Source organism: Streptomyces sp. NPDC057854 (assembly GCF_042797055.1).
Taxonomy (GTDB): Bacteria; Actinomycetota; Actinomycetes; order Streptomycetales; family Streptomycetaceae; genus Streptomyces.
Genome location: NZ_JBHVMF010000009.1, coordinates 243,249 through 265,206, shown reverse-complemented (window position 1 = coordinate 265,206; position 21,958 = coordinate 243,249). Strand labels below are relative to the sequence as shown.

At 74.7% G+C, this 21,958-nt stretch carries 24 protein-coding genes; 15 read left to right on the top strand and 9 right to left on the bottom strand.

Features of this window, described 5'->3' with window-relative positions; all coding sequences use genetic code 11:
- Positions 1 to 12: 12 nt before the first annotated feature.
- Complete coding sequence (locus ACFVQZ_RS16140) at positions 13 to 546, top strand: DUF3291 domain-containing protein (protein ID WP_383622944.1); 534 nt, start codon at positions 13 to 15, stop codon at positions 544 to 546.
- A 170-nt stretch (positions 547 to 716) separates the two neighbouring features.
- Positions 717 to 1,118, top strand: coding sequence for a hypothetical protein (locus ACFVQZ_RS16135; RefSeq protein ID WP_030496069.1), 402 nt, complete (start codon positions 717 to 719; stop codon positions 1,116 to 1,118).
- A gap of 195 nt (positions 1,119 to 1,313) precedes the next feature.
- Here ACFVQZ_RS16135 and ACFVQZ_RS16130 read toward each other — a convergent pair whose 3' ends face one another.
- Positions 1,314 to 1,547 (bottom strand): hypothetical protein, encoded by a 234-nt coding sequence (locus ACFVQZ_RS16130; RefSeq protein WP_383622941.1) that lies wholly within the window; start codon positions 1,545 to 1,547, stop codon positions 1,314 to 1,316.
- Between the two features lie 436 nt (positions 1,548 to 1,983).
- On the opposite strand from ACFVQZ_RS16130, the gene ACFVQZ_RS16125 reads away from it, so the two are divergent.
- A complete protein-coding gene (locus tag ACFVQZ_RS16125; RefSeq protein WP_383622938.1) occupies positions 1,984 to 3,108 on the top strand; it encodes a serine/threonine-protein kinase in 1,125 nt (374 codons plus the stop codon).
- Positions 3,109 to 3,376: 268 nt separating this feature from the next.
- Positions 3,377 to 3,892, top strand: coding sequence for a hypothetical protein (locus tag ACFVQZ_RS16120; protein ID WP_383622935.1), 516 nt, complete (start codon positions 3,377 to 3,379; stop codon positions 3,890 to 3,892).
- 40 nt (positions 3,893 to 3,932) lie between these two features.
- On the opposite strand, the gene ACFVQZ_RS16115 is transcribed toward ACFVQZ_RS16120, so the two are convergent.
- Positions 3,933 to 4,511, bottom strand: coding sequence for a TetR/AcrR family transcriptional regulator (locus ACFVQZ_RS16115; protein WP_030496072.1), 579 nt, complete (start codon positions 4,509 to 4,511; stop codon positions 3,933 to 3,935).
- A 94-nt stretch (positions 4,512 to 4,605) separates the two neighbouring features.
- On the opposite strand from ACFVQZ_RS16115, the gene ACFVQZ_RS16110 reads away from it, so the two are divergent.
- Positions 4,606 to 5,052 (top strand): anthrone oxygenase family protein, encoded by a 447-nt coding sequence (locus tag ACFVQZ_RS16110; protein WP_383622931.1) that lies wholly within the window; start codon positions 4,606 to 4,608, stop codon positions 5,050 to 5,052.
- 14 nt (positions 5,053 to 5,066) lie between these two features.
- Here the strand turns inward: ACFVQZ_RS16110 and ACFVQZ_RS16105 are convergent, their stop codons facing one another.
- Positions 5,067 to 6,092 (bottom strand): winged helix-turn-helix domain-containing protein, encoded by a 1,026-nt coding sequence (locus ACFVQZ_RS16105; protein WP_383622928.1) that lies wholly within the window; start codon positions 6,090 to 6,092, stop codon positions 5,067 to 5,069.
- 50 nt (positions 6,093 to 6,142) lie between these two features.
- On the opposite strand from ACFVQZ_RS16105, the gene ACFVQZ_RS16100 reads away from it, so the two are divergent.
- Positions 6,143 to 7,243: a hypothetical protein gene (locus ACFVQZ_RS16100; RefSeq protein ID WP_383622925.1), complete on the top strand. Its 1,101-nt coding sequence runs from the start codon at positions 6,143 to 6,145 to the stop codon at positions 7,241 to 7,243.
- A 61-nt stretch (positions 7,244 to 7,304) separates the two neighbouring features.
- Here the strand turns inward: ACFVQZ_RS16100 and ACFVQZ_RS16095 are convergent, their stop codons facing one another.
- Entirely contained in the window at positions 7,305 to 7,790 is a 486-nt protein-coding gene (locus ACFVQZ_RS16095) for an SRPBCC family protein (RefSeq protein ID WP_030496076.1), read from the bottom strand.
- Between the two features lie 107 nt (positions 7,791 to 7,897).
- Between ACFVQZ_RS16095 and ACFVQZ_RS16090 the strand changes: the two genes are divergently transcribed.
- Complete coding sequence (locus ACFVQZ_RS16090; protein WP_383622923.1) at positions 7,898 to 8,521, top strand: HAD family hydrolase; 624 nt, start codon at positions 7,898 to 7,900, stop codon at positions 8,519 to 8,521.
- A gap of 152 nt (positions 8,522 to 8,673) precedes the next feature.
- On the opposite strand, the gene ACFVQZ_RS16085 is transcribed toward ACFVQZ_RS16090, so the two are convergent.
- Together ACFVQZ_RS16085 and ACFVQZ_RS16080 are read right to left on the bottom strand one after the other, a co-directional pair.
- Entirely contained in the window at positions 8,674 to 10,398 is a 1,725-nt protein-coding gene (locus tag ACFVQZ_RS16085) for a PP2C family protein-serine/threonine phosphatase (RefSeq protein ID WP_383622920.1), read from the bottom strand.
- 124 nt (positions 10,399 to 10,522) lie between these two features.
- Positions 10,523 to 12,499: a hypothetical protein gene (locus ACFVQZ_RS16080; protein WP_383622917.1), complete on the bottom strand. Its 1,977-nt coding sequence runs from the start codon at positions 12,497 to 12,499 to the stop codon at positions 10,523 to 10,525.
- A gap of 152 nt (positions 12,500 to 12,651) precedes the next feature.
- Here ACFVQZ_RS16080 and ACFVQZ_RS16075 point away from each other — a divergent pair, with 152 nt between their 5' ends.
- From ACFVQZ_RS16075 to ACFVQZ_RS16045, 7 genes are all read left to right on the top strand, one after another.
- On the top strand, positions 12,652 to 12,960 hold the full coding sequence (locus ACFVQZ_RS16075; RefSeq protein WP_383622914.1) for a DUF6247 family protein: 309 nt from the start codon (positions 12,652 to 12,654) through the stop codon (positions 12,958 to 12,960).
- Positions 12,957 to 13,220: a hypothetical protein gene (locus ACFVQZ_RS16070; protein WP_383622912.1), complete on the top strand. Its 264-nt coding sequence runs from the start codon at positions 12,957 to 12,959 to the stop codon at positions 13,218 to 13,220. The genes ACFVQZ_RS16075 and ACFVQZ_RS16070 overlap by 4 nt, the downstream gene beginning before the upstream one ends.
- Positions 13,221 to 13,273: 53 nt before the next feature.
- Positions 13,274 to 13,663, top strand: coding sequence for a hypothetical protein (locus tag ACFVQZ_RS16065; protein ID WP_383622909.1), 390 nt, complete (start codon positions 13,274 to 13,276; stop codon positions 13,661 to 13,663).
- Between the two features lie 317 nt (positions 13,664 to 13,980).
- Positions 13,981 to 14,343: a hypothetical protein gene (locus tag ACFVQZ_RS16060; protein WP_383622906.1), complete on the top strand. Its 363-nt coding sequence runs from the start codon at positions 13,981 to 13,983 to the stop codon at positions 14,341 to 14,343.
- A 69-nt stretch (positions 14,344 to 14,412) separates the two neighbouring features.
- The gene (locus tag ACFVQZ_RS16055; RefSeq protein WP_383622903.1) at positions 14,413 to 15,390 is read left to right on the top strand and encodes a nitrilase-related carbon-nitrogen hydrolase; all 978 of its coding nucleotides are present in this window, start codon (positions 14,413 to 14,415) and stop codon (positions 15,388 to 15,390) included.
- Between the two features lie 199 nt (positions 15,391 to 15,589).
- Positions 15,590 to 16,414 (top strand): 3-oxoacyl-ACP reductase FabG, encoded by an 825-nt coding sequence (fabG, locus tag ACFVQZ_RS16050; RefSeq protein ID WP_383622900.1) that lies wholly within the window; start codon positions 15,590 to 15,592, stop codon positions 16,412 to 16,414.
- A 22-nt stretch (positions 16,415 to 16,436) separates the two neighbouring features.
- Positions 16,437 to 17,285 (top strand): MBL fold metallo-hydrolase, encoded by an 849-nt coding sequence (locus ACFVQZ_RS16045; RefSeq protein ID WP_383622897.1) that lies wholly within the window; start codon positions 16,437 to 16,439, stop codon positions 17,283 to 17,285.
- A gap of 3 nt (positions 17,286 to 17,288) precedes the next feature.
- On the opposite strand, the gene ACFVQZ_RS16040 is transcribed toward ACFVQZ_RS16045, so the two are convergent.
- Genes ACFVQZ_RS16040 through ACFVQZ_RS16030 form a run of 3 tightly spaced genes read right to left on the bottom strand, consistent with a single transcriptional unit; the run spans position 17,289 to position 21,013 of the window.
- Complete coding sequence (locus tag ACFVQZ_RS16040) at positions 17,289 to 18,305, bottom strand: hypothetical protein (protein ID WP_383622895.1); 1,017 nt, start codon at positions 18,303 to 18,305, stop codon at positions 17,289 to 17,291.
- Between the two features lie 3 nt (positions 18,306 to 18,308).
- Entirely contained in the window at positions 18,309 to 19,661 is a 1,353-nt protein-coding gene (locus ACFVQZ_RS16035) for an MFS transporter (RefSeq protein ID WP_030496086.1), read from the bottom strand.
- Entirely contained in the window at positions 19,661 to 21,013 is a 1,353-nt protein-coding gene (locus ACFVQZ_RS16030; RefSeq protein WP_383622890.1) for a discoidin domain-containing protein, read from the bottom strand. Before ACFVQZ_RS16030 ends, ACFVQZ_RS16035 begins: the two co-directional genes overlap by 1 nt.
- A gap of 537 nt (positions 21,014 to 21,550) precedes the next feature.
- On the opposite strand from ACFVQZ_RS16030, the gene ACFVQZ_RS16025 reads away from it, so the two are divergent.
- A complete protein-coding gene (locus tag ACFVQZ_RS16025; RefSeq protein WP_030496088.1) occupies positions 21,551 to 21,931 on the top strand; it encodes an FKBP-type peptidyl-prolyl cis-trans isomerase in 381 nt (126 codons plus the stop codon).
- Positions 21,932 to 21,958: the final 27 nt, after the last annotated feature.

Sequence of the window (21,958 nt, the reverse complement as noted above, 5' to 3'; positions counted from 1 at the left end):
TGGGATGAGGCCATGACCTCCTCCGTGCCCGGCGCGCCCGCCGTCCATCTCGCCCAGCTCAACGTCGCCACGCTCCTCCACCCCATCGACGACCCGCGCATCGCGCCCTTCGTCGAGATGCTCGACCCGGTCAACGCCGCCGCCGACCGCGCGCCCGGCTTCGTGTGGCGGCTCGTGGAGGAGGGGACGGCCGACGCCACCGGGCTGCGCCCGGCCGGGGAGGACGTCATCGTCAACCTCACCGTGTGGGAGTCCCAGGAGGCGTTGTGGGACTTCACCTACCGCAGCGGGCACCTGGAGGTGATGCGGCAGCGCCGCGACTGGTTCGCGCGGCACGTCGAGGCGCATCTCGTGCTCTGGTGGATCCCCGCCGGCCACGTCCCGACCATCGACGAGGCCCTGGAGCGGCTGGCGGACCTGCGCGCGAACGGCCCGTCCCCGCGCGCCTTCACCTTCGCCTCCTCGTACGCGCCGAACGAGGCCGCCTACGAGGGCGCAGGCCGCGCCGATGACGACCAGGGGCGTGAGTCGGAGATTCGTCGTTAGTCGGGGGTCAGTCGTCCGGTTCCGAAGGCTCCGCGGTTGTCGGTCACAGATGCCCAGCGGGCGGTGTGGGAGGGCTGGTTACGCCGCCGCACCCGCCCAGGCCCGGGCTCAGTGGTCGCGGATCGTGCTGGAGTGAGCCGAGGGCCACTGGATCATTAGGATTGCCGATCATGGGCCCCTTCATCGATGACCTGCCGCTGCTGGAGTTGCTGTGCGCTGCTGACGAAGTACGGGTCCCTGGCGAACTGGAGTCGTCACTCCCTCACCGGAACGCTCCCGACGCGGTAGTGGACGCATACGTGGTCGACGGCGGCCGGCTCCTTCTCACTCTTTGGCGCGGTCGGCTGCATGAGGTGATCTACCAGACCCCGGCCGAGTCCGGAGAGGACGCGGCGCGGCGCAATGAGCGACTGTTCGCGCACTACGGACAGGGCGACGGCTGGACCGAGATTCTCGACAACGGTTTCGGCAAGACGTATCGCCGTGCCGATCAGCAGGTCTACGCGTTGTGGAGCTACGCGATGGACATCGCGACCTTCGGCACGATGGCCTTTCATCAGGTCAAGTGGTAGATCCTGTCCGGCGGGTCGCGGGCGGAGCTCTGGTGACCTGAGTCGGACTGGTTCAGGGCCTGGATCGGCAACTTCTCGTCCACGCACAGACCGAACGCCTCTCCGGTGCGGTGCCAGGGCTGACGCCCACCAGATCCGCGAGACCGTCGACTGCGACATGCCCGTGGCCGCGGCCATCGGCCTGCGGCAGCGCCACTAGGGCGCTTCTTGCTGGTTGCCTGCCGGGGTGTCGGCGAACCAGGAGTGGCCCCGGCGCCAGTGGGCCGCCCATCTGGTGAATCCGGGTGTGCCCGGCATCAGGGAGGTGCCGAAGGGGATCGCGCCGATCTCGTCGATCAGCCAGACGTGGCCGCGCTGCGGACCGGTGACGATCAGGTGCCAGTCCATGCCGCAGCCGTCGGTGCCGAGCAGGAGCGAGCCGTGGGTCACCGCGGCTTCCCAGCGGGCCTCGTACTCCTGCTCCGACAGCTCCTCGCCGTCCTCCTCCCACTCGTAGGGACTCGTGAGCGGAAAGGGCTCTCGCCGGGTGAGGTGGGGCGGGCCGTGACGGCCGGCCGGGGGCGGAGTCGGGAGTGTCCTGGCGCCCGTCCTGGCGCGGTCGCTGCCCGGGTTGTCCCGGTGGAGCGGGTGGTGCCCAGGAGGGGGAGAGTCTGGGGCGGGAAATCGCCTGGAGTGGAGGTGAGTTGGTGTTGCGGCGGGCGTTCTGGAATGGTGTTCCAGATTCTGGTCTCTGTATGCGTTCAGGGGGGTCGCCGTTCATGGGCCGTGATGTGCTTCGGTCAGCTTTCTCGTTCCTCGTCGTGTCCGGCGCGCTCGCCTTGGGCGAGGGTCCGGGTGTCCTGCGGCGGGAGGGCTGAAGGTCGTCGTGGAGCAGTTGACCGGGGAGGACCCCGCGTACATCGGTCCGTACCGTCTGATCGCTCGGCTGGGGGCCGGCGGCATGGGCCTCGTCTATCTGGGGCGCTCCGATCTCGGGCGTACCGTCGCCGTGAAGGTGGTGCAGGCCGAGTACGCCCAACACGACGAGTTCCGGCGGCGGTTCGCTCGTGAGGTGGCGGCGGCGCGGCGGGTGGGCGGGGCGTGGACCGCCGACGTGCTGGACGCCGACACCGACGCCGCCGTGCCCTGGGTGGCGACCCAGTACATCCCGGGGCCGGACCTCACCTCCGTCGTGGCCCGGAACTTCGGGCCGCTGCCCGAGCACTCGGTCCGCGTGCTCGCCAACCGCCTTGCCCTCGCCCTCCAGGCCGTGCACGAGGCGGGGCTGATCCACCGCGACCTCAAGCCGTCCAACGTGCTGGTCACCGTCGACGGCCCGCGCGTCATCGACTTCGGGATCGCCCGGGCGAGGGACGGCCTGACCGGGGACAGCCTGCACACCCGCACCGGCATGCTCATCGGCTCGCCCGGCTTCATGTCGCCCGAGCAGGTGCGCGGTCTCGAACTCACCCCCGCCTCCGACGTGTTCTGCCTGGGCGCGCTCCTCGTGTACGCGGCCACCGGACAGCTCCTTTTCGGTGCCACGGACACCGGCCTGAACGCCCACCTCTTCCGGATCGCCGAGGAGGAGGCGGACCTGACCGGCGTACCGGACACGCTCGTCGACCTCGTCCGCGCCTGCCTCGACAAGGACCCGGCCAAGCGGCCCACGCCCCGGAAGTGGCCGCGCGCACCGCGTCCGGTCAGGAGGGGGAGTGGCTGCCGGGGGCCGTACTCGCCCAGCTCGGGCGCCGCGCCGCCCAGCTGCTCGACTACGCCCCGGCCGTCACCCGTGGCAGCGGCGGGGGCGCCGTGCCGCCGGACCCGCGGGTGCCGGCCGCCAGGGCGGCGGTGGCCTCGGCGCCGCCCGCCTATGTGCCGATGGCGCCGGCGCGTTCCGGGGCAGGGGCGGCGGGTGCTCCGCCGGCCCGGCGGCGGTGGGGGCTGGTGGCGGTCGCGCTGGCCCAGGCGGTCGTGCTCTTCGACACGGCGTTCTCCCACGCGGCGATGACGAGGACGGGCGCGGCCCACGAGCTCGGGGTGTCCGACGGCTGGAAGGTGTCGTCCACCGTCTACCTGGAGGTGATGCCCCTCGGCTACGCGCTGGGGTTCGTCATGGCGCTGCTGTGCGGGGCCCGGATCGCCGACCTGATGGGCCGGAAGCGGATGCTGGTCGTCGGGCTGGTGGGATTCGCGGCGGCGGCCCGCTCGCCGGCCTCGCGCCGTCGTCCGGCGTCTGGACCGCCGCCCGGGCCCTGCAGGGCGCCTTCGCCGCGCTGGTGTCGTCCGCCGCGCCCGCGCTCGTCTCCGCGGCCTTCCCCGGCGTGCAGGAGCGCCGCAGGGCGTTCGGGCGGTACGTCGTGGTCGCGGGCGTCGCCGGGCCGGCGCTCGGCCTGGCGGTGGCGTGGTCGTTGCCGCTGGTGCCGGGCTGGCGGGCGGTCCTCTTCGCCGGCGTCCCGTTCGCCGTGGCCGCCGCGGTCGCGGTGGCGGTCCTGGCGTACGACCGTCCCGGCCGCGCCGGCCTCCGTTTCGACGGGTGGGGCGTGCTGCTCGGGGCCGCCGGGGTCGTCGGCGTGAGCGGCGCCGTCCCGCACTTCACCGGGCACGTGGTGCTGCTGCCGGCGGCCGTCCTGCTGCTCGCCGCGTACCTCTGGCGGCAGGCGCGGACGGCCGGCGCGCTCGGCTCGCCGCCGGGGGAGCGGGTCCAGGTGCCCGGCGGGGCGGTCGTGGCGACGGCCGTCGTGAACGTCGGTGTCGTCGTTCTGCTGATGGCCACGGGGCACCTCCCGTACTGACCGGCGCCGGCCGCCGGCGAGTGGCGGCGGCCGGTCGTCGTCAGACGATCGCGAGGCGGTCCACCAGCAGCGCCACCCTGCGCTCGGTGTCCTCCGGCGGGAGCCGCCGGGACCGGGTCAGGGTGGCCAGTCCGTGCAGGGCCGCCCAGAACGTCTCGGTGAACAGTCCCGGGGCGACGCCGTCCCCCGCGACCTCGCCGAGGCTTTCCCGCAGGGCCGCGAAGGCGTCCTTCAGCGGCTCGGGGGTGTCCTCGTGCGCGTACGCGAGGCCGCCGTCGAGCTGGAACAGGGCGTCGTACACCGCCGGATGGCGCACGGCGAAGTCGAGGTAGGCGCGGGCGAGGGCCGCGACCCGTTCGCGCGGGCCGTCCGCGGCGGCGGTCGCCGCCCGCACCGCCGCGGCCATCTCGGTCGCGCCCTCCAGGGCGACGGCGCCGATGATCTCGCGCTTGCCGCGGAAGTGGCTGTAGAGGACGGGCTGGCTGTACTCGATGCGCTCGGCGAGCCGGCGGGTCGTGACCGCGTCCCACCCCTGCTGCTCGGCGAGTTCACGGGCCGTGGACACGATGAGGCGCTCGCGTTCCGCCCGTTCGCGCTGCTTGCGTTCCTGTACCGACATACCGCGATGCTAGCACCGCTAGACATCCGAGCGATGGCCGTACTAGCGTTGATTCGCCAGCTAGCGCCGCTAGATCTGCCTGGGAGGGATCGTCATGCTCACTACTCTTGAGGTCGTCACCACCGTCGTCGTCGGTCTGATGGTGGGGGTCGAGTTCGCCGTCGCCTTCGTGTTCAACCCGATCCTCGACGGGCTCCCCGAGGACAGCCGCGTCCTCGGCCGCGCCCACGGCGGACGGATGCTCGGCGCGCTGATGCCCTTCTGGTACATCGGCTCCGTCGTCCTGGCGGCCGTCTGGGCCGTCGCCGGCCGGAACGACCCCGGGACCGGCCTCGTCGTCACCGCCGTCGGTCTGCTGGTCCTCAGCGTCGTCATGTCGCTGCTGCTGCTCGTCCCGATCAACAACCGCAGCAAGACGTGGACGCCCGAGAACCGGCCCGAGGACTGGCAGGAGCAGGGCAACCGCTGGGACCGCCTCCACTACGTCCGCGTCGCCGTCATCGTCGCGGCGTTCACCCTCCTCGTCACCGCCCTCGCGTGACCCTCGCCTGAGCCTCAGGCGGCCGTCCCCGCCAGCAGCGCGTGCCCGAGCGGGGTGAGGCTGTGCAGTACCGCCGTCCCCGTCCGCACCGTCTCGACCAGGCCCGCGCCCCGCAGCACCGCCGCGTGCTGGCTGGCCGCCGCCAGGGACACCGAGGCGCGTTCGGCGAGCGCCGTCGTGGTGGCGGGGGAGCGCAGCAGGGCGAGGACGCGGGCCCGGGTGCGGCCGAGGAGCGCCGCGAGCGCTTCCGGCCGCTCGCCGGGGGCGGGGGCCGCGTCCCCGGAGTCGTACAACGGGTAGACCAGCACGGTCGCCGCCTCCGGCCGGTACATCACCAGCGGGCCGGCCGCGAACCACGAGGGGACCAGCAGCAACCCCCGCCCGCACAGCGGGATGTCGTACGTCGACGCCGACGGCAGGTGCAGCGTGGGCGCCTGCCACCGCCACGTCGTACCGAGCGTCGTCAGCAGCGCGTCGACACCGCCCCGCAGCAGCATCTCCGACCGCAGCGCGCGATCGGCGAGGACATCGCGCCGGATCCGCGGCCACAGCGGTTCCACGGTCGTCTCGAAGTAGCGGCGGACGTCGTCCCGCAGGGCCCGGGCCGCGGCCGGCGACCCCTGGGCCAGCTCGTGCGCCCACCGGCCCGGGCGGGCCAGGCCGCCGTTCCAGCCGGACACCTCGGGGATGCCGAGGTCCACCGCCAGCCGGTCCGCCGGCGTCGCCACGGCCGCCGCGAGGCCGTCGGCGAAACCGGGCGCGGCCGGCTGCAGCAGGAAGTCCGGGACGAAGCCGTCCTCCGTCGCCAGTTCGGCGAGCACGCCCGCCCGGGCCGCCGCGCCGCCCGGCAGCGCGCGGTGCCACTCCCGGGCGGCGGCCCGCGGACGGTACAGCTCCCCGGCACCCCGCCCCGGGGCCCCCGGCCCCGGGCCCGGCCGGCGCGTCACCCGCACGCTCAGCGCCGTCTCCGCCAGCGCGTTGGCGGCGGGAGCGAGCGTGATCCGGCACAGATCGGCGGCCGTGAAGTGAAGACGGATCATGCGGCCCGATTATCCGCCCGGCGGACCCTTTCGCCCAGGGATGAAAGGCCGTGCGCTCCGGACGACGGCGCGGCACCCTCCTGTCGACCGCCCCTCACCCCAGCGCCGACCAGCCGCCGGAGGCCGTACCCATGCGCCGTACCCCCGTCCCCCTTCCCGCCCGTACTCCCGCCCGGCGCCCCGCCCGCGCCGCGTGTCTCGCCGCCGGCCTGCTCCTCGCGACCCTCGCCGGCGCGCCCGCGCCCGCCGCCGCCCGCGAACTGCCCGGCACGTACGTCGTCTCCCGCGACGCCGGCGTGCTGCCCGAGGGGATCACCGTCACCCCGGACGGCACGATGTACGTCTCCTCCGACGGCCTCGGCACCCTCTACCGGGGCCGGATCGGAGACCCGGAGCTGGAGCCGTTCCCGGCGCGCGGCCTCGCGGACCGGCCCAGCACCCTCGGCGTGCACACCGACCGGCGGGGCCGCGTCCTGTCCGTGGGCGGCGCCACGCTGACCGTCCACGACCGCCACGGCCGCCTCCTCGCCACCCGCACGGCCCAGGACGGGCCGCTCGGCGCGCCCCGCCTCAACGACCTGGCCGTGACGAAGGACGCCGTGTACGTCACCGACTGGGCCAACCCCGTCATCCACCGGGCGGAGCTCCGGGGCGGCACGCTCGGTCCCCTCGAACCGTGGCTCGACATCCGTGCCGCGTTCCCTCAGTTCCCGGCCCGCTATTGGCTGTTGAACGGCATCGTGGCGGACGCGTCCGGCGGCACCCTCCTCGTGGCGTCGAACGGCACCGAGGCCGTCTGGCGGATCGCCACCGCCGGCAAGGAGGTCAGCCGGCTCGACCTCGGCGACCAGTCCTTCGGTGCCGACGGCATGGTGCTGCACGGGCGGACGCTGTACGCCGTCCTCAACTACGGCGCCCCGCACGGCGTCTACGTCGCCCGGCTCGACGAGGAGCTGCGCACGGGCACGGTCACCCACCGCGTCACCGACGAGCCCTTCGACCTGCCCACCACCCTGGCGCGCCACGGCTGCCGCCTCTACGTCGTCAACAGCCAGCTCGACGAGCCGCCGGGCCGGCCTCCGTACACCGTGACCGCGATCGCCGACCCGACCTGCGCCGACACCCCGCCGGCGGAACCCGGGCGCGGATAGGACCGTCGCGGCGCGCCGGCCTCCACGGGGGTGGGGCCGGCGCGCAGCGACGGCGCCGCGCTCAGGTGCCGGCCGTCGCGGCCCGTGCGATCCGCGCCAGCGTGGTGCGCATGCCGGCGCGGTTGAGGGCCACCCGGCGGGCCGGGCCCGAGCCGGCGAACACCGTACCCAGGAGTTCGGCGGCCCGGCCGCGCGGCCCGCCGGTCCGCAGGTCCTGCCAGAACTCGGTGACCCGCGTGCCCGCCCCCTCCGGCTCGAACCGGTAGCCCCAGCGCGCGATCGGCAGCCCGAACGCGCTGACGTCGAAGACGAACTCGCTGTCCGTCCGGGCCCGGACCACCCGCCCGACGGTCGGCCACAGGAAGGGCCCGCGCCGGTTGAACCCGACGAAGCGGGAGCCCGCGCGCGCCGGAGGCCGCAGCACCCACACCGCCCGGCACTCCGGGCTCCAGCGACCCATGCCGCGCAGGTCCGCCACCAGCCCGTAGACGACCACGGGCGGCGCGTCGACCACCACGCTCTCCTCCAGGCTCCACAGCCGGTCCATGGCCCGCTCCCCTCGCCCCGCACTTCCTACTCGCGGGTACGTTAGTGGGTGCGGCGGCCGCCTGTCGCCCGCGGGAACAACGCCCGCCGTCACGAACGGAGATGCCCATGACCGACACCTGCGTCCTGCTCGACATCGGCGGCGTGCTGGAGCACACCCCGGACACGGGGTGGGTCCAACGGTGGGAGGAGCGGCTGGAGTTGCCGCGCGGGACCGTGCACGCCCGGATGGGTGACGTCTGGCGCGCCGGCAGCGTCGGCACCATCGGCGAACGGGAGGTGCGCGAACAGGTGGCCGCACGCCTGGGCCTCGACGCCGCCGACGCCGACGCGTTCATGGCCGACCTCTGGGAGGAGTACCTCGGCACCCCGAACGAGGAACTGATCGCCTACGTCCGGGGACTGCGCGGACGCTGCCGACTGGGCATCCTCAGCAACAGCTTCGTCGGCGCCCGCGAACGGGAGACGGCGCTGTACCGCTTCGACGAACTCGTCGAGGAGATCGTCTACTCGCACGAGATCGGCGTCGAGAAACCCGACCCGCGCGCTTTCGACACCGCCTGCGCCGCCCTCGGCGTACGGCCCGAGGACTGCCTGTTCGTCGACGACGCCGCCCCCAACGTCGAGGCGGCACACGCCGCCGGCATGCGGGCCCACCTCTTCGAGGACAACGCCGGGACCATCGCCCGCATCGCCGCCCACCTCGACGCCGGAACCCGCGTCAGGGCCTGAGCCCTCAGGCCGGGTCTGCGCATGCGTGCCAGGCCTGATACTTCAGGGCGGGCCTCAGCCCTCAGGCCGGGCGCCACCGACGGCACCTGCGGCGAGATCCGGGGTGCGCCCCGCGCGGAGCCGATTCGCCACGATCCCGCCCCGGCGGGACTTCAGTCGATGCGGATGGCCAGCATGCAGGCGTCGTCCTCGTGGCCCTTCTGCTGCTCCGGGTCGGCGAGGATCGCGTCGATGAGGGCCCGGGGTGCCGTGTCGGGGATGCGGGTCACGAGGTCGGCGAGGCGTTCGATGCCCGTGGTGACGTCCTCGCCCCGGCGCTCCACGATGCCGTCCGTGTAGAGCAGCAGCAGGTCGCCGGGGCGCAGCCGCGTCGTGGTCGTCTGGTACGAGTACCCCGGCAGGGCGCCGAGCAGCGGGCCGCGGTCGTCCGTGCGGAGGGGCTGGGCCCGGCCGTCGCGGAGGAGCAGCGGCGCCGGGTGCCCGGCGTCGGCCCAGTGCAGTTGGTGGTCGGCGTCGATGTGGCCGGTCACCATGGTGGCGGTCTGCTCCGCCGGGTCGCTGCACACCAGCTCGTTGAGCCAGGTCGTGATCTCGCCCGCCGCCGCCCCCGTCTGGGCGAGGCCCGCCAGGGCGTGGCGCTGCTGCGCCATGCGGGCGACCGCCTCCAGACCGTGGCCGGCGGCGTCGCCGATGGCGATGAGGACCCGCCCGTCGGGCAGGAGCCGGCACTTGTACCAGTCGCCGCCGACGGCCGCGTCCGGTTCGGCGGGCGCGTACGAGGCCGCCACGGTCAGACCGACCGCCGCCAGCGCCTCCGAGTGCGTCGGCAGCAGCGCCTCCCGCAGGGCGTCGGCCACCCGCCGCTCGGCCTGCGCCTGGCGCCGCAGCCGGTCCGACTCGCGCTCCGTGTCGGCGAGCCTGCGGCGGCTGCGGATCTGCGGGGTGAGGTCGCGGGCCACGAGGTTCACGGCCCACGGCCGGCCGTCGGTCCCGGCGACCGGCCGCCCCAGCAGGTCGAGCGTGCGGACCTCGCCGAGCACGAGGAACCGGATCCGCGTCCAGGCGGGCTCCTCCCCGGCGAGCACCGAGGTCAGGAACTCCGCGAACGCGGTGAGATCGTCCGGGAGCAGCGCGTCACACAGCTGCTCCAGCGTCCACGGCATCCGGATCTCCGCGTGGAAGATCCGGCTCAGCCCCTCCGACCAGGTCACCTTCCCCGACAGCAGGTCCCAGTTCCCCCAGCCGAGCGACGCCAGGTACTGCGCGTCGATCGTCAGCAGCTCCGTCTGGCTCTGCACCGGCCGCCAGGTCGCCAGGACCTGCTCGCCGCAGCGCGCCGCCGAGTACAGCAGCGGGGCGCGGTGCAGCCGTCCCAGACGCTGCTCCGTGTAGTCGACGACCCGCCCCTCCAGCGGCTTGCCGCCCGCGACCACGTCCGCGAGCCCCGCCAGCAGCCCGCTCGCCGCCGCGCCCGGCCGGGCCTCCAGGAACCGCTGCCCGACCTGCCGGTCCGGCGCCTCCAGCCACTCGGCCGACCGGATCCGGTTGCCGGCGACGATACGGAAGTCGCGCACCGCCCCGGTCGCGTCCCGGATCGCCTCCAGCAGCACGGCGGAGGCCGGGATCGCGTCGAGGATCGCGCACGTACCGCTCGCGCCCGGTTCGTGCGTGCTGCACAGGCAGCCGGCGCCGGAATCCCCCCGCACCGGCAGGCTCGGCTCCGTCGAAAGTGATCGGACCGACGCCGTCACCTCCTCGCCTGGCACGGGGGCGGCGGGCCGGTCGGCGGCACGGCGGACCGCCGACCGCAGGCCGGCCACCTCCTCCGTGAGGAGAGCCTTCAGCTCCTCGACGGTGTCGGGCAGCGGAAATCCCATGATCGCCTCCCGGGGCCGGCGGGGCGCACCACCAGGCCGGCGGCCCCGGCCCTGCCACCACCGACTCCCTCTCCCCGGTCGCCTGCCCACCCCTCCGGCGGGCATGCGCGGCCGGCGGCGGAGGTCACCCGATGGGCCGACCCGCCAGGTGGTCCTGGAGCTCCTGGTGCCGGAACTGGTAGGCCGCTCCCGCCGTGCGCAGGATCCCCGCCCGGTGGCACGCGTGCAGGAAGCGGCCGAGCCGCCACGGCAGCACCCCGCGCGCCAGGACGAGGAACACCACGTACCGGAACGACAGCGTCTGGAACACGATCGGGCCGAAGGCCAGGAGCACCCCGAGCGCCATCAGGAGGCCGCGCGGGCCGGCCCCCGTGTAGCCCAGCAGACCGAAGAAGGCCGCCAGCACGCCGAGGAACAGCACCCAGGTCACGGCGTCGGCGCGGACCACGGAACGCGGCCCGTCGCGGCGCTCGTCGGGCGCGATGGCCGTGCCCGTCACGCTGCCGGCCAGCAGCCCGAACGCCACCGCGCCCGCCATCCACCCGGCCGGCCCGTCCGACGTGGGCAGGAGCAGCCCGAGCAGGACGAACGGGCCGGCACCCAGCACGCCCCCCAGCACCAGGCGGCGCGGCCGGAGCACGAACCGCTCCTCGCCCTCCCACAGATCCGGCTCGAACGCGAACATCAGCCCGAACAGCGGAAAGAAGGCGAAGGCCAGGAGGTCCCACGAGGTCAGCGCCGCCCCCACGACCACCGCGAGGGTGGCGGTGGCGGCCCAGCCGAGACAGGCCCACCGGATGGCGCGCTTGGTGCGCCGCGCCCCCACCATGGGCCACAAGTCGGGCAGGACGAGGTCCGTCGACGAGAGCGTGCGGCCCTCCGCCCGCCGCCCCTCCCGGTTGGCGTCCAGGTACGAGGCGAGCGCCGCCAGCCGGCTCCGGGCCGGACCGTCGGGGGCGACCGACCCGTCACCCCGCGCCGCCAGCGCCGCCGGGACGAACAGGTCGAGCAGGTGCCGGTGGAGGGTGCCCGCGGCGGCGAGCGGGAGGAGGTCGGCGGGGTCACGGCGATAGCCGCCGTCCGCGGTCCGCTCCTGGTAGACGGCCGTCACCAGCGACAGCCGCCAGGGAGTGCCCAGCACCTCCCGTAACCGGCGCCGCGCCTCCGCCCCAGGGCCCTGCGCGGAGCCGGCCAGCGCGTCGAGGACCGGCCGCCAGCGCCTCAGCCCCGCCTCCGTGTCGGCGACGCTCGCCCGCAGGAACGCGCCGCTCTGCTCGACGCCGACCGGCGCCAGCCGCACCACCGCCGCGGCCCGCAGATGCGCCTCCACTTCGACGAGACGGTCGTAGACGCCGCGCCGGCAGGTGACCACGACGCCGGCCGGCTGCGTCCCGTGCCGCCAGTCGTCGAGCAGGCGCAGCAGACCGGCCGCCCGGCTGGAGTACGCCGCGGTGCCCGGCGGATCCAGTTCGTCGAGGCCGTCCACGACGGGCAGCACGAGGCGCGCCTCCACCAGCTGTCGCGCCGGGCCGCGGCCCACGCCGAACACGGTCGCCACGTGCCCGGCCAGCCAGTCCTCCAGGTCCTGGCCCGTCCACGAGGTCGCCGCCAGCCGCAGGGGCACGGGCTGCCCGGACTGCCGGTCCCGCGCGAGGTCGAGCACCATCGCCAGCGCCGCCAGGGACTTCCCGGTCCCCGCGTCGTCCGTCGCGCCCGCGCCGGTGATCACCAGCCGCGGCGGCGACAACCGCGCGTGCATCGCGGCCAGTTCGCTCAGCCGGCCCTCCGCCGGAGCCCCCTCGACCTGGCCGTGGACCCGCACGGAGTACGCGAGGTCGATGCGCGCCCCGGCCCGTCCGTCCAGCCAGCGCACGTACTCGTCCTGCTCCAGCCGCACCACCTCGCCCGCCAGCCGCTCGGCGAGCTGCTCCGCGTCCAGCGCGTACACGAGCCCCGTGACAGCGGCCAGCGCCCCCACGACACTGGCGACGGGATCCGCGACGTCCCACCCGCCCCGGAACCCCAGCACCAGCAGCCACACCGCGATCGCGCCCGCCCCCGACCACAGCAGACGGCGCCGCACCACTCGCCGCATCCCCATGACCGGAGATCCTGCCGAACGGAGGACGGCGCGCGCCACCCCGAGACCCGGGGGAGGGGAGCCGGCGGGACGGTGAATCCCCGCGCGTTCGCGGGAAGTCGGGGCGGGCCCGCGCGTACAGTGGCGAGACCACGTCCCCGCTGGAGGTGCCGATGAGCGCGGAGCCCGACCACCCCGCCCCGATCCCTCCCCAGGCACCCGCGCCCGGTGCGCCGGCCGAACTCCTCGCCCGGCTCCGCTCGAGCGACCGAGCGGACCGCTGGGTGGTGGCCTTCGAACGCGACTGGACGGCCGCGCTGGAGGAGTCCCGCCGGTCGTTCTCCCTCGCCGGGCTGTACGAGGTCGTACGGGACTGGCAGGGCCGGCTCGCCCACGCGTCGGCCGTCGACGCGTTCGTCACCTCCGGCTACGACGACAGCGACGCCATCGACATGGCGGAACTGCGGGGCAGGCGCCGGTGACCGGCACCGCCCCGTACGCGGTCCGGCTCTCCACGACGGCGGCCAAGGTCCTGGACACCCTGCCCCCGCGCGTCGAGGACACCGTCTGGGACGTCCTCGACGCCGCCGCGGCGAACCCCTGGGGCTTCCGGCGGTGGAACGCCGACGACCCCGACGGCCAGGACGTCCGCTACGCCTCCGTCGGCCGGTTGTCCCTCACGTATTGGGTGAACAGGCCCCTGCACCACCTGACCGTCCTCAGCATCGTCTGGCTCGGCTAGGAGTCCTGGTGCCCGAGGAGCCCTCCGCATCGGAACGTCACCAGGAGACAGCCGTGTCCCACCCCCGGCGGCCCGCGCCCGACGACAAGCTCGCCGACGCGAAGAAGGAGCTGGACCTGCCCGGCATCGTCGTGATCTGCGGCTCCACCCGCTTCATGGCCGAGATGGCCGAGGCCGATCTGCGGGAGACCATGGCCGGGAAGATCGTCGTCAAACCCGGCTGCGACCTGCAATCACCCCACGCCCTCTGGTCCGACCCCGTCGAGGCCGAGGCGCTGAAGGTCCGGCTGGACCATCTGCACCGCGCGAAGATCCGGCTCGCCGACGACGTGCTCGTGGTCGGCGACCACATCGGGGACAGCACCCGCGCCGAGATCGCCTACGCCCGGACCCTGGGCAAGCCCGTGCGGTTCACGCATCCCGAAGTCGACCCCGGAGCCTGAGAGTTCCCCCCCCCGCAGTCCGGCGGGCCGTGCCGGGGAATGATCGTCTAGGGTGTCCGGGATTCCGTCACCGGCCTCCCGGGGGTTCTTCGGCATGAGCGCGCATCCCGACGTCGCGGCCCTGCTCGACCTCGTGCCGGACGACTTCGCGGGCGGTGAGCGGATCGACTGGGCCGCCGCCGAGGCCGCGCTCGGCGTGCGGCTGCCCGGCGACTACGAGGCGCTGCTGGACACGTACGGGGTGGGGCGCCTGCCACATCGGGGCGCGGACGGCCGGACTGCGGGAACTGTGGGAGGGGAGCGGAGGAGTCCCGGGCGTGACGTCGGGCGCCGACGCCGTCCTGCCCTGGGGGACCGGTATGAACGCCAACGAGCTGGGCTGGCTCATGAACGACCCCGATCCCGACCGCTGGCCCGTCATCGCCTGGCGCCGCCACCACGACTGGGGCGAGGCGCCGTGGGCGCTGTTCGACTGCACCATGGTCCAGTTCCTCACCCGGATGATGCTGGGCCGATTCGACGACTGCCCGCTCGGTGACGCGTCGCTCTGGAAGCGGACGGGCACCTTCGTCAGCTGGCGGGAGCAGGAGCGACGGACCGCGGCCGGGCTCGATCCGTTCACGGGCGAGCCCGACCCCTACGCCGCCCTGTACCGGGCCGCCGGATCCCGCCGCGTCTGACGCCGTGGTCCCGGTCGTGGCCGTGGCCGTGGCTGCCGACGCCGCGTGGCTCTCGGCTAGCGTCGGGGCATGACCTCGACCTCCCGTACCGACATCCCCGCCGGTCCCGCCGAGTCCGGCCGCACCGTGACCGTCGCCGTCGTCCAGGCCGCCGCCCCGCTCTTCGACACGCCCCGCGCGGTGGCCCGGGCCGGCGAGCTCATCCGCGAGGCGCACGCGCGGGGAGCGGCCGTGGTCGTGCTGCCGGAGGCGTTCCTCGGGGGATACCCGAAGGGGCTGGACTTCGGGATCACCGTCGGCAGCCGCAGCCCGGCCGGGCGCGACCTCTTCCGGCGCTACCACGCCGCCGCCGTCGAGGTCCCGGGACCGGAGACCGAGGCCCTGGCCGACGTCACCCGGGAACTCGGCGTCCACGCCGTCGTCGGCGCCGTCGAGCGGCGCGGCGGCACCCTCTACTGCGTCGCGCTCTTCTTCGGCCCCGGCGGCTACCTCGGCCTGCACCGCAAGCTCGTGCCCACCGCCGCCGAACGCTACCTCTGGGGCCAGGGCGACGGCTCCACCCTCCCCGTCGTCGACACCGGCACCGCCCGCCTCGGCGCGGCCATCTGCTGGGAGAACTACATGCCGCTGCTGCGCACCACGATGTACGCCAAGGGCGTCGACCTGTGGTGCGCGCCGACCGTCGACGACCGTGACGCCTGGCAGGCCACGATGCGTCACATCGCCCTGGAGGGACGGTGCTTCGTGCTCAGCGCCTGCCAGTACCTGCGCCGGGACGCCCTTCCGGACGACCTCCACCCCGTCCAGGGCGACGCGCCCGACACCGTGCTCATCGGCGGCGGCTCCGTCATCGTCTCCCCGCTCGGCGACGTCCTCGCCGGGCCGCTGCGCGACGGCGAGGGCATCCTGACCGCGGACCTCGACCTCGACGACCTCGCCCGCGCACGCTTCGACCTCGACATCACCGGCCACTACGCCCGCCCTGACGTCTTCACCCTCCACGTCGACGAGGCGCCCCGCACCACCTGCCGCACCGGCACGACCTGACGGACCACGGCCGCGGCACCGCGACGCGCTCGCGGCCCGCACCGGACGCCGGCCTGCTCGCTCTTCTGCCGTCCCGGGGCGGGGAGTTGCCCGATCGGGTGAACCGGGGACCGGCCGGGATCCACCTCCGGTACGGTGAGCGGCCGCGGCCGGCCCGGCCGCGGCGACGGCCGGTGCGCGACGAGGTGAACGAGCAGCCATGACCACCACCCCCTGGCAGGAGCGGTCCGTCGTCGTGACGGGCGGAACCCGCGGCATCGGACGCGGGATCGCCGAACTGTTCGCCCGGCACGGCGCGGCGGTCGTGCTCACCGGCCGGGACGAGGCCACCGCCCGCGCCGTCGCCGCCGACATCGGCCGGGCCACCGGCGGGCGCGTCACCGGGCTGGGCCTCGACCTGCGGGACGCGGACGCCGTCGAGGAGCTGGCGGCCGAGGCCGAACGACGCCACGGCCACCTCGACGTCCTGTGCGCGAACGCCGGCGTCTTCCCCGAGAAGCCGCTGCGCGAGATGACCGCCGCCGACATCGACGACGTCCTCGCCGTCAACCTCCGCGGCTCCATCCTCGCGGTCCGCGCCTGTCTCCCCGCGATGGAACGCGCCGGCCGCGGCCGCGTCGTCCTGACCTCCTCCATCACCGGCCCCACCACGGGCTACACCGGCTGGTCACACTACGGGGCCAGCAAGGCGGGGCAGCTCGGCTTCCTGCGCGGCGCCGCCCTCGAACTGGCGCCGCTGGGCATCACGGTCAACGCCGTCCTCCCCGGCAACATCCGCACCGAGGGCCTGACCGCACTGGGCGAGGAGTACGTGCGCAGGATGACGGCCTCGATCCCGCTGGGCCGGATCGGGGAGACCGCCGACATCGCGCACGCCGTCGCCTTCCTCGCCTCCGACGAGGCGGCGTTCATCACCGGCCAGACGCTCACCGTGGACGGAGGCCAGACCGTCCCCGAGTCCCTCGACGCCTTCAGCCCCGCCGGGATCACCGGAACCACCGGAACCCCCGGGGCGGCCGGATGACGAGCGTGGCAGGATCCCCGGCATGCTTCCCTCCCGCCGCATAGGCCCCTTCACCGTCACCGCCCTCCCCGACGGCGAGGGCCCCTTCTTCTCCGCCCGGTCCGAGGCGTTCCCCGACGCCACGGACGACCAGTGGGCGGCAGCCGACCGGTTCGACCCCGGAGCGGTCACCGCCGACGGCCGCTGGTGGCTCCGGTTCCGCGCCTTCGCCGTCCGCGGCGAGCGGGGCGTGACGCTGGTCGACGCGGGGATCGGACCCGCCGACGGCCCGGCGGCCTCCTGGGCGCCCGTCCCCGGGGTGCTCCCGGACTCGCTCGCCGCCGCGGGCATCGATCCCGCCGACGTGGACACCGTGGTGCTCACCCATCTGCACACCGACCACGTCGGCTGGGCGGTCGTCGGCGCCGGCGAGCACGCCCGGCCGTACTTCCCGAACGCGCGATACCTGCTCCAGGAAGCCGAGTTCGACGCACTCGACACCGTCAACCCGCAGCTGCGGTCGCGCCTGATCGACCCGCTCCGCGCCACCGGGCAGCTCCGCCTCCTCGACGGCGACACCTCCCTCCGCGGCGGCGAGCGGGTGATCGCCACGCCCGGCCACACGCCCGGACACCAGAGCCTGCTCGTCACCTCCGGGCGCGAACAGCTCGCCGTCACCGGCGACGTGCTCGTGCACGCCCTTCAACTGCTGCACCCCGCCCTCGCCTACGCCCACGAGACGGACCCCGTCCAGGCACGCGCCTCGCGCGAACGGCTGCTCCGCGGCCGGACCGCCGACACCCTCCACCTGGCGACCCCGCACCTGACCGCCCCCTTCGTCCCCGCCCACCACCCCGGCGTCACCGGGCCGGAGCCGGACCCGGCCCAGTGAGGTTCAGCGGCGCGGGACCCGCGCCGCCGCACCGCCCGCGGGCGAGGAGGCCCGGTCGGCGAGGAGCCGGGGCGCGCCCGTCCCGTCGGCGGGTGCCGACCAGACGCCGCCGCCGTGCCCGTACGCCAGAGTGCTGTGATCCGTCCACAGGGCCTGGTCGTCGATGCCGCGCCGTTCGGCGACCGGGTGCTCGCGGCCGGTGGCCAGGTCGTACACGTACAGCCGCCATGGCTCGCGCGGGCCGGCGGAGACGCGCTTCTTGAACGCGAGCCGGGTGCCGTCGGGGGAGAGCGACGGGCACTCGACGTTCTCGCGGAGCGCCCGGGCCGACCAGGCGGCCAGGTCGCCCTCGACGAGGTGGGTGCGGCCGTTCGTGGACACCGTGGCGTAGAAGCGGTTGTCGTCCGCCGCGAAGCTGACGCCCCAGTAGTTGACGTCGGGCGCGTGGTGGCGGCGCCCGCCGAGGGTCAGCGGGATCTGCTCCATGTTCTTCACCAGGTAGCCGGTGCGCAGGTCGAGGAGGGACGTGCGGGTGGAGAAGGAGGAGCGCGCGTACGAGTCGCCGGTCGTGAACATGGTCCACGCGAGCACCTTCCCGGACGCCGAGACCCGGGCCCGGCTCGGGATGCCCGGCAGGCTCATCCGGCGCACCTCGCGCAGCCGGCGGTCGAGCACGATGACGTACGAGCGGGCGGGGACACCCGCACGGCGGCGCAGGCACAGCGCGGTGCCCCCGGCCGCGTGGAACCGGTCGCACACGGGCCCGCCCGCCACCCGGCCGCCCGGTGCGGAGCCGTCCACGCGGGCGACGCGCCCGGTCGCGGTGTCCCGCACGTACAGCGCGCCGCCGTCCGCGCCGGCGAGGGTGAAACCGGCGTCGGCGCCGCCGGAGCCCGCGGCGGCGCCACGGTCCGCGGCGGCCCGCAGGGTGTAGGCGGTCGCTCCGCCGCCGAGCAGCAGCAGCGCGAGGACGATGATCCAGACGCGGGTACGGGTGGAGGCGGCGGTCAGGGCGGGCATGGGTCAGGGGGTCCTCTCGGAGGCGTCGGGGGCGTGCGGCGCGGAGGGCTCCGGGGCGCCGGAGCCGGACGGTTCGGCGGCGTGCGGCCGGGCGGGGCCGCTGTCGTCCCGCGGGAGCAGACGGGCGCAGCAGCCGACGGCGGCGGCGAGGGCCACGAGGGCGGCGGCGAGCGCGGTCTCCGGGCCGGTCACCGTCCACAGGGCGCCGAACGCGACCGCCGCGCCGAACCGGGCGAGCGCCTGCGCGGTCTGGACGAGCGCGAGCCCGCCCGCCTGCCGCCCCTCGGCCAGGTAGGGGCCGGTCAGGGCCATCAGCACGCCGTCGGTCGCCGCGTAGAACATCCCCAGCAGCGCGAGCACGCCGACCAGCACGACCCCGTCAGGCAGCGGCGTCAGCAGCAGCCCGTACGCGCCGAACAGTGCCCCGTGCCCGTACAGCAGGGGCCGCTTCCGGCCGAACCGGTCGGCGAGCCGGCCCGCCGGGACGGCCAGGAGCAGGAACACGCAGGCGGCGCCCAGCGGCAGGAACGGGAACCAGGTGGCGTCGAAGGACAGCCGCCGCTGGAGCAGCAGGTAGAGGAACGAGTCGCCGATCGTGGCCGCCCCGAGCAGCGCCGTGCACAGCACGATCCGCCGGTACCCGCGCGAGCGCGGCCCGGCGAGGAGCCGGCCCCGCACGCGCCGCGCCGCCGGACCGACCGGCCCGCCGGCGCAGGTGGTGGCGGCGCTGCGGCGGCGGCCGGGCACGCACAGCACCCACAGCACCACCCCGAACGCCCCCACGCAGAAACTGACCGCGAAGACGGCGTCGTACGCGTCGGCCGTCACCCACAGCAGCACGAACGCCGCCAGCGGCCCCAGCAGCGCCCCGGTGGTGTCCATCGCGCGGTGCGTGCCGAACGCGCGCCCCAGCTCCCCGGGCGGACTGTGCAGGGTGATGAGCGCGTCGCGCGGCGCGGTGCGCACGCCCTTGCCGATCCGGTCGGCGCCGATGGCGGCCGCGATCCAGCCCGTCGCGCCGCCCGCGGCGAGCAGAACGAGCCGGGACAGGGCGGAGAGCGCGTAGCCGAACCCGCCGACCGTCTTGTGCCGCCCGCCGCGGTCGGCGGCGGCGCCGCCCAGCAGCCGCACGAGCGCGGTCGCGCCGGTCGACAGACCGTCGAGCAGGCCGAACTGGAGGGGGGACAGACCGAGTCCGAGGACCAGGTAGAGCGGCAGGACGGCCGTCACCATCTCGGAGGAGACGTCGGTGACCAGGCTGACCGTGCCGAGCGCGAGGACGGTGCCGGGGACGCGCCGCCGGACCCCCGGGGAGTCGGGCGGCGCGTCCGGGCGACCGGTGGTCGCGACGTACATCAGTGGCAGGAGTAGGTCGGGGCGGAGTCCTTCACCTGGCCGTCGGTGCCGACGTACTGCCAGGTGTACGTGGTGTCGGTGAGGTCCAGCTTCAGGACGCCGTACGTGCCGCTGATCCGCTTCTGGCTGTTCGGCTGGACGGTCTCGATGTCGTACGGCTCGGCACCGCCCATGCCGCCGACGATCTCGACGATGCCGTCGGCCGCGGCCCGCCCGTCCGGGTCCTGCGGGGCGAACCGCTCGTAGTGGTGGTCGTGGCCATTGAGGACCAGGTCGGCCTTCGCGGCGTACAGGATCCTCCACACCGGGCGGGACACCGGGTCGTTGCCGTGGCCGCCGGACGAGTACAGCGGGTGGTGGAAGTAGGCGGCCACGCACCGCTTGGTGTTCCGGGCGAGGTCGTCCTTCAGCCACTGGATCTGCGCCGGGTCGTCGAAGGCGTTGGAGTCGAGGGCGACGAAGTGCCAGTTGCCGTGGTCGTAGGTGTAGTACGGCTTGCCCTGCGGGTACGCGATCGCCCCGAAGTACGCCTTGTAGCCGGCGAGCGACCCCGCCGGGTCGTACGTCTCGTGATTGCCCGGCACCGGCCGGGTCTGCGCCTTGAACGCGCCCCACGACTTGTCGTAGTAGGCGCGGAAGTCGGAGAGCAGGGCGTCGTCGTACTGGTTGTCGCCCATCGTGAGGTAGAAGGACGGTGCGATCCGCTGCGCCAGCGCCGCCGTCTTCGGGTGCGCGCAGGAGCTGCTGGACGCCGTGCACTGGGCGGCGATGTCCCCGGCCGCGACGACCGTGAACGCGCCGGCGGGCGGGGGCGTGGTGGCGGCGGTGCCGTAGACCTCCACCGCGTACAGCGAGTAGCCGTACGGGGTGCCCCGGACGGTTCCGTACACGCGCAGGTAGCGGCCGGTTCCGGTCAGGCCGGTCCAGTCGTCCGTGCCGCCGTTCCCGGCGGTCTCGGTGGCGAGGCGGGTCCACGTCGTGCCGTCGGACGAGATCTCGACGCGGTACGCCTTCGCGTAGGCGGCCTCCCACACGAGCTTGACGCGCGAGACGGTCGCGGACGGCCCGAGGTCGACCCGGATCCACTGCGGGTCGACGCCCTCGGCACTCGCCCAGCGGGTGGTCGCGACGCCGTCGAACGCCTTCTCCGGCCCGAACGTGCCGTCCTCGACGGAGGACGAGGTGGCCGGACGGCCCTGCGAGATCAGCGAGTCGGCGGCGACACCGGCGCCGGCCCGGTCGGGCAGACCGAGGGCGAGCCCGCCGACGAGCAGCAGCACGACGGCGAGGAGGAGGGAAGAGGAGTGCGGAATCATGGTGCGGCGGATGGGGACGGATGCGAACGGACGCATGCCTGGGCTCCCTGGCCTGGGGCGTTGAGAGCTGGACACCGGCACGCGCACCACGCCACGGACGAGCGGGGCGGTGCGCGGCGGCCGGGTCAGAGCTCTCGCTGAGCGCGTCACGTCCTCCCGTGGGGCCGCCGCGCCGAGCCGCTGCGGGGATGCTAGTGGGTCGGGAAGGTTTCCTGCCAGACCCCTGCGGGACCTCTCCCTGCCCGGGCGGGGCGCGTACTGTTCGTCGACCTGGTGCCGGCCGGTTGCTGGTTCACCAACGTCCGCTTCTGCGTGAGCCCCCGGGACTGGGAACGGCTCCGCCCGATGATCACCCGGCGGGCCGGAATGCGGTGCGAGGCGTGCGGCGCGGGCGCGGACCCGCGGGCGCGCAGGTGGCTGGAGGCCCACGAACGCGGGGATCACCGTCCAGCGGCCCCCCGCCGCGCAGGAGCGCCCGGTCCCCGCTAGCGTGATCGTCTGCCGAGAGACATGGACGGTCCATGGACCCGGACGGCCCTCGCGGGGGCGTCCGGCCGAGAGTGATGAGGCGCGATGAGCGAACCGGTGAAGCCCGAGGTCGACGTCCCGGAGGGCGACGCTCCGACCGAGCTGACCGTCCGGGACCTGGTCGTCGGCGACGGCGCGGAGGCGAAGACCGGCATGGTGGTCCGGGTGCACTACGTCGGCGTCACCTTCGCCTCCGGCAAGGAGTTCGACTCCTCCTGGGACCGCGACGAGCCGTTCAAGTTCGCCCTCGGCGGCGGCCGGGCCGTCAAGGGCTTCGACCGGGGCATCCGGGGCATGAGGGTCGGCGGCCGGCGCGAGATCGTCGTACCCCCGCGCCTCGGCTACGGCAAGCAGTCGCCGTCGTCACTGATCCCGGCGCACTCCACGCTGGTCTTCGTGGTGGACCTGCTCTCCGCCACGGCCTGACGGGCGGGGACGAGGTGACGGAGGGGG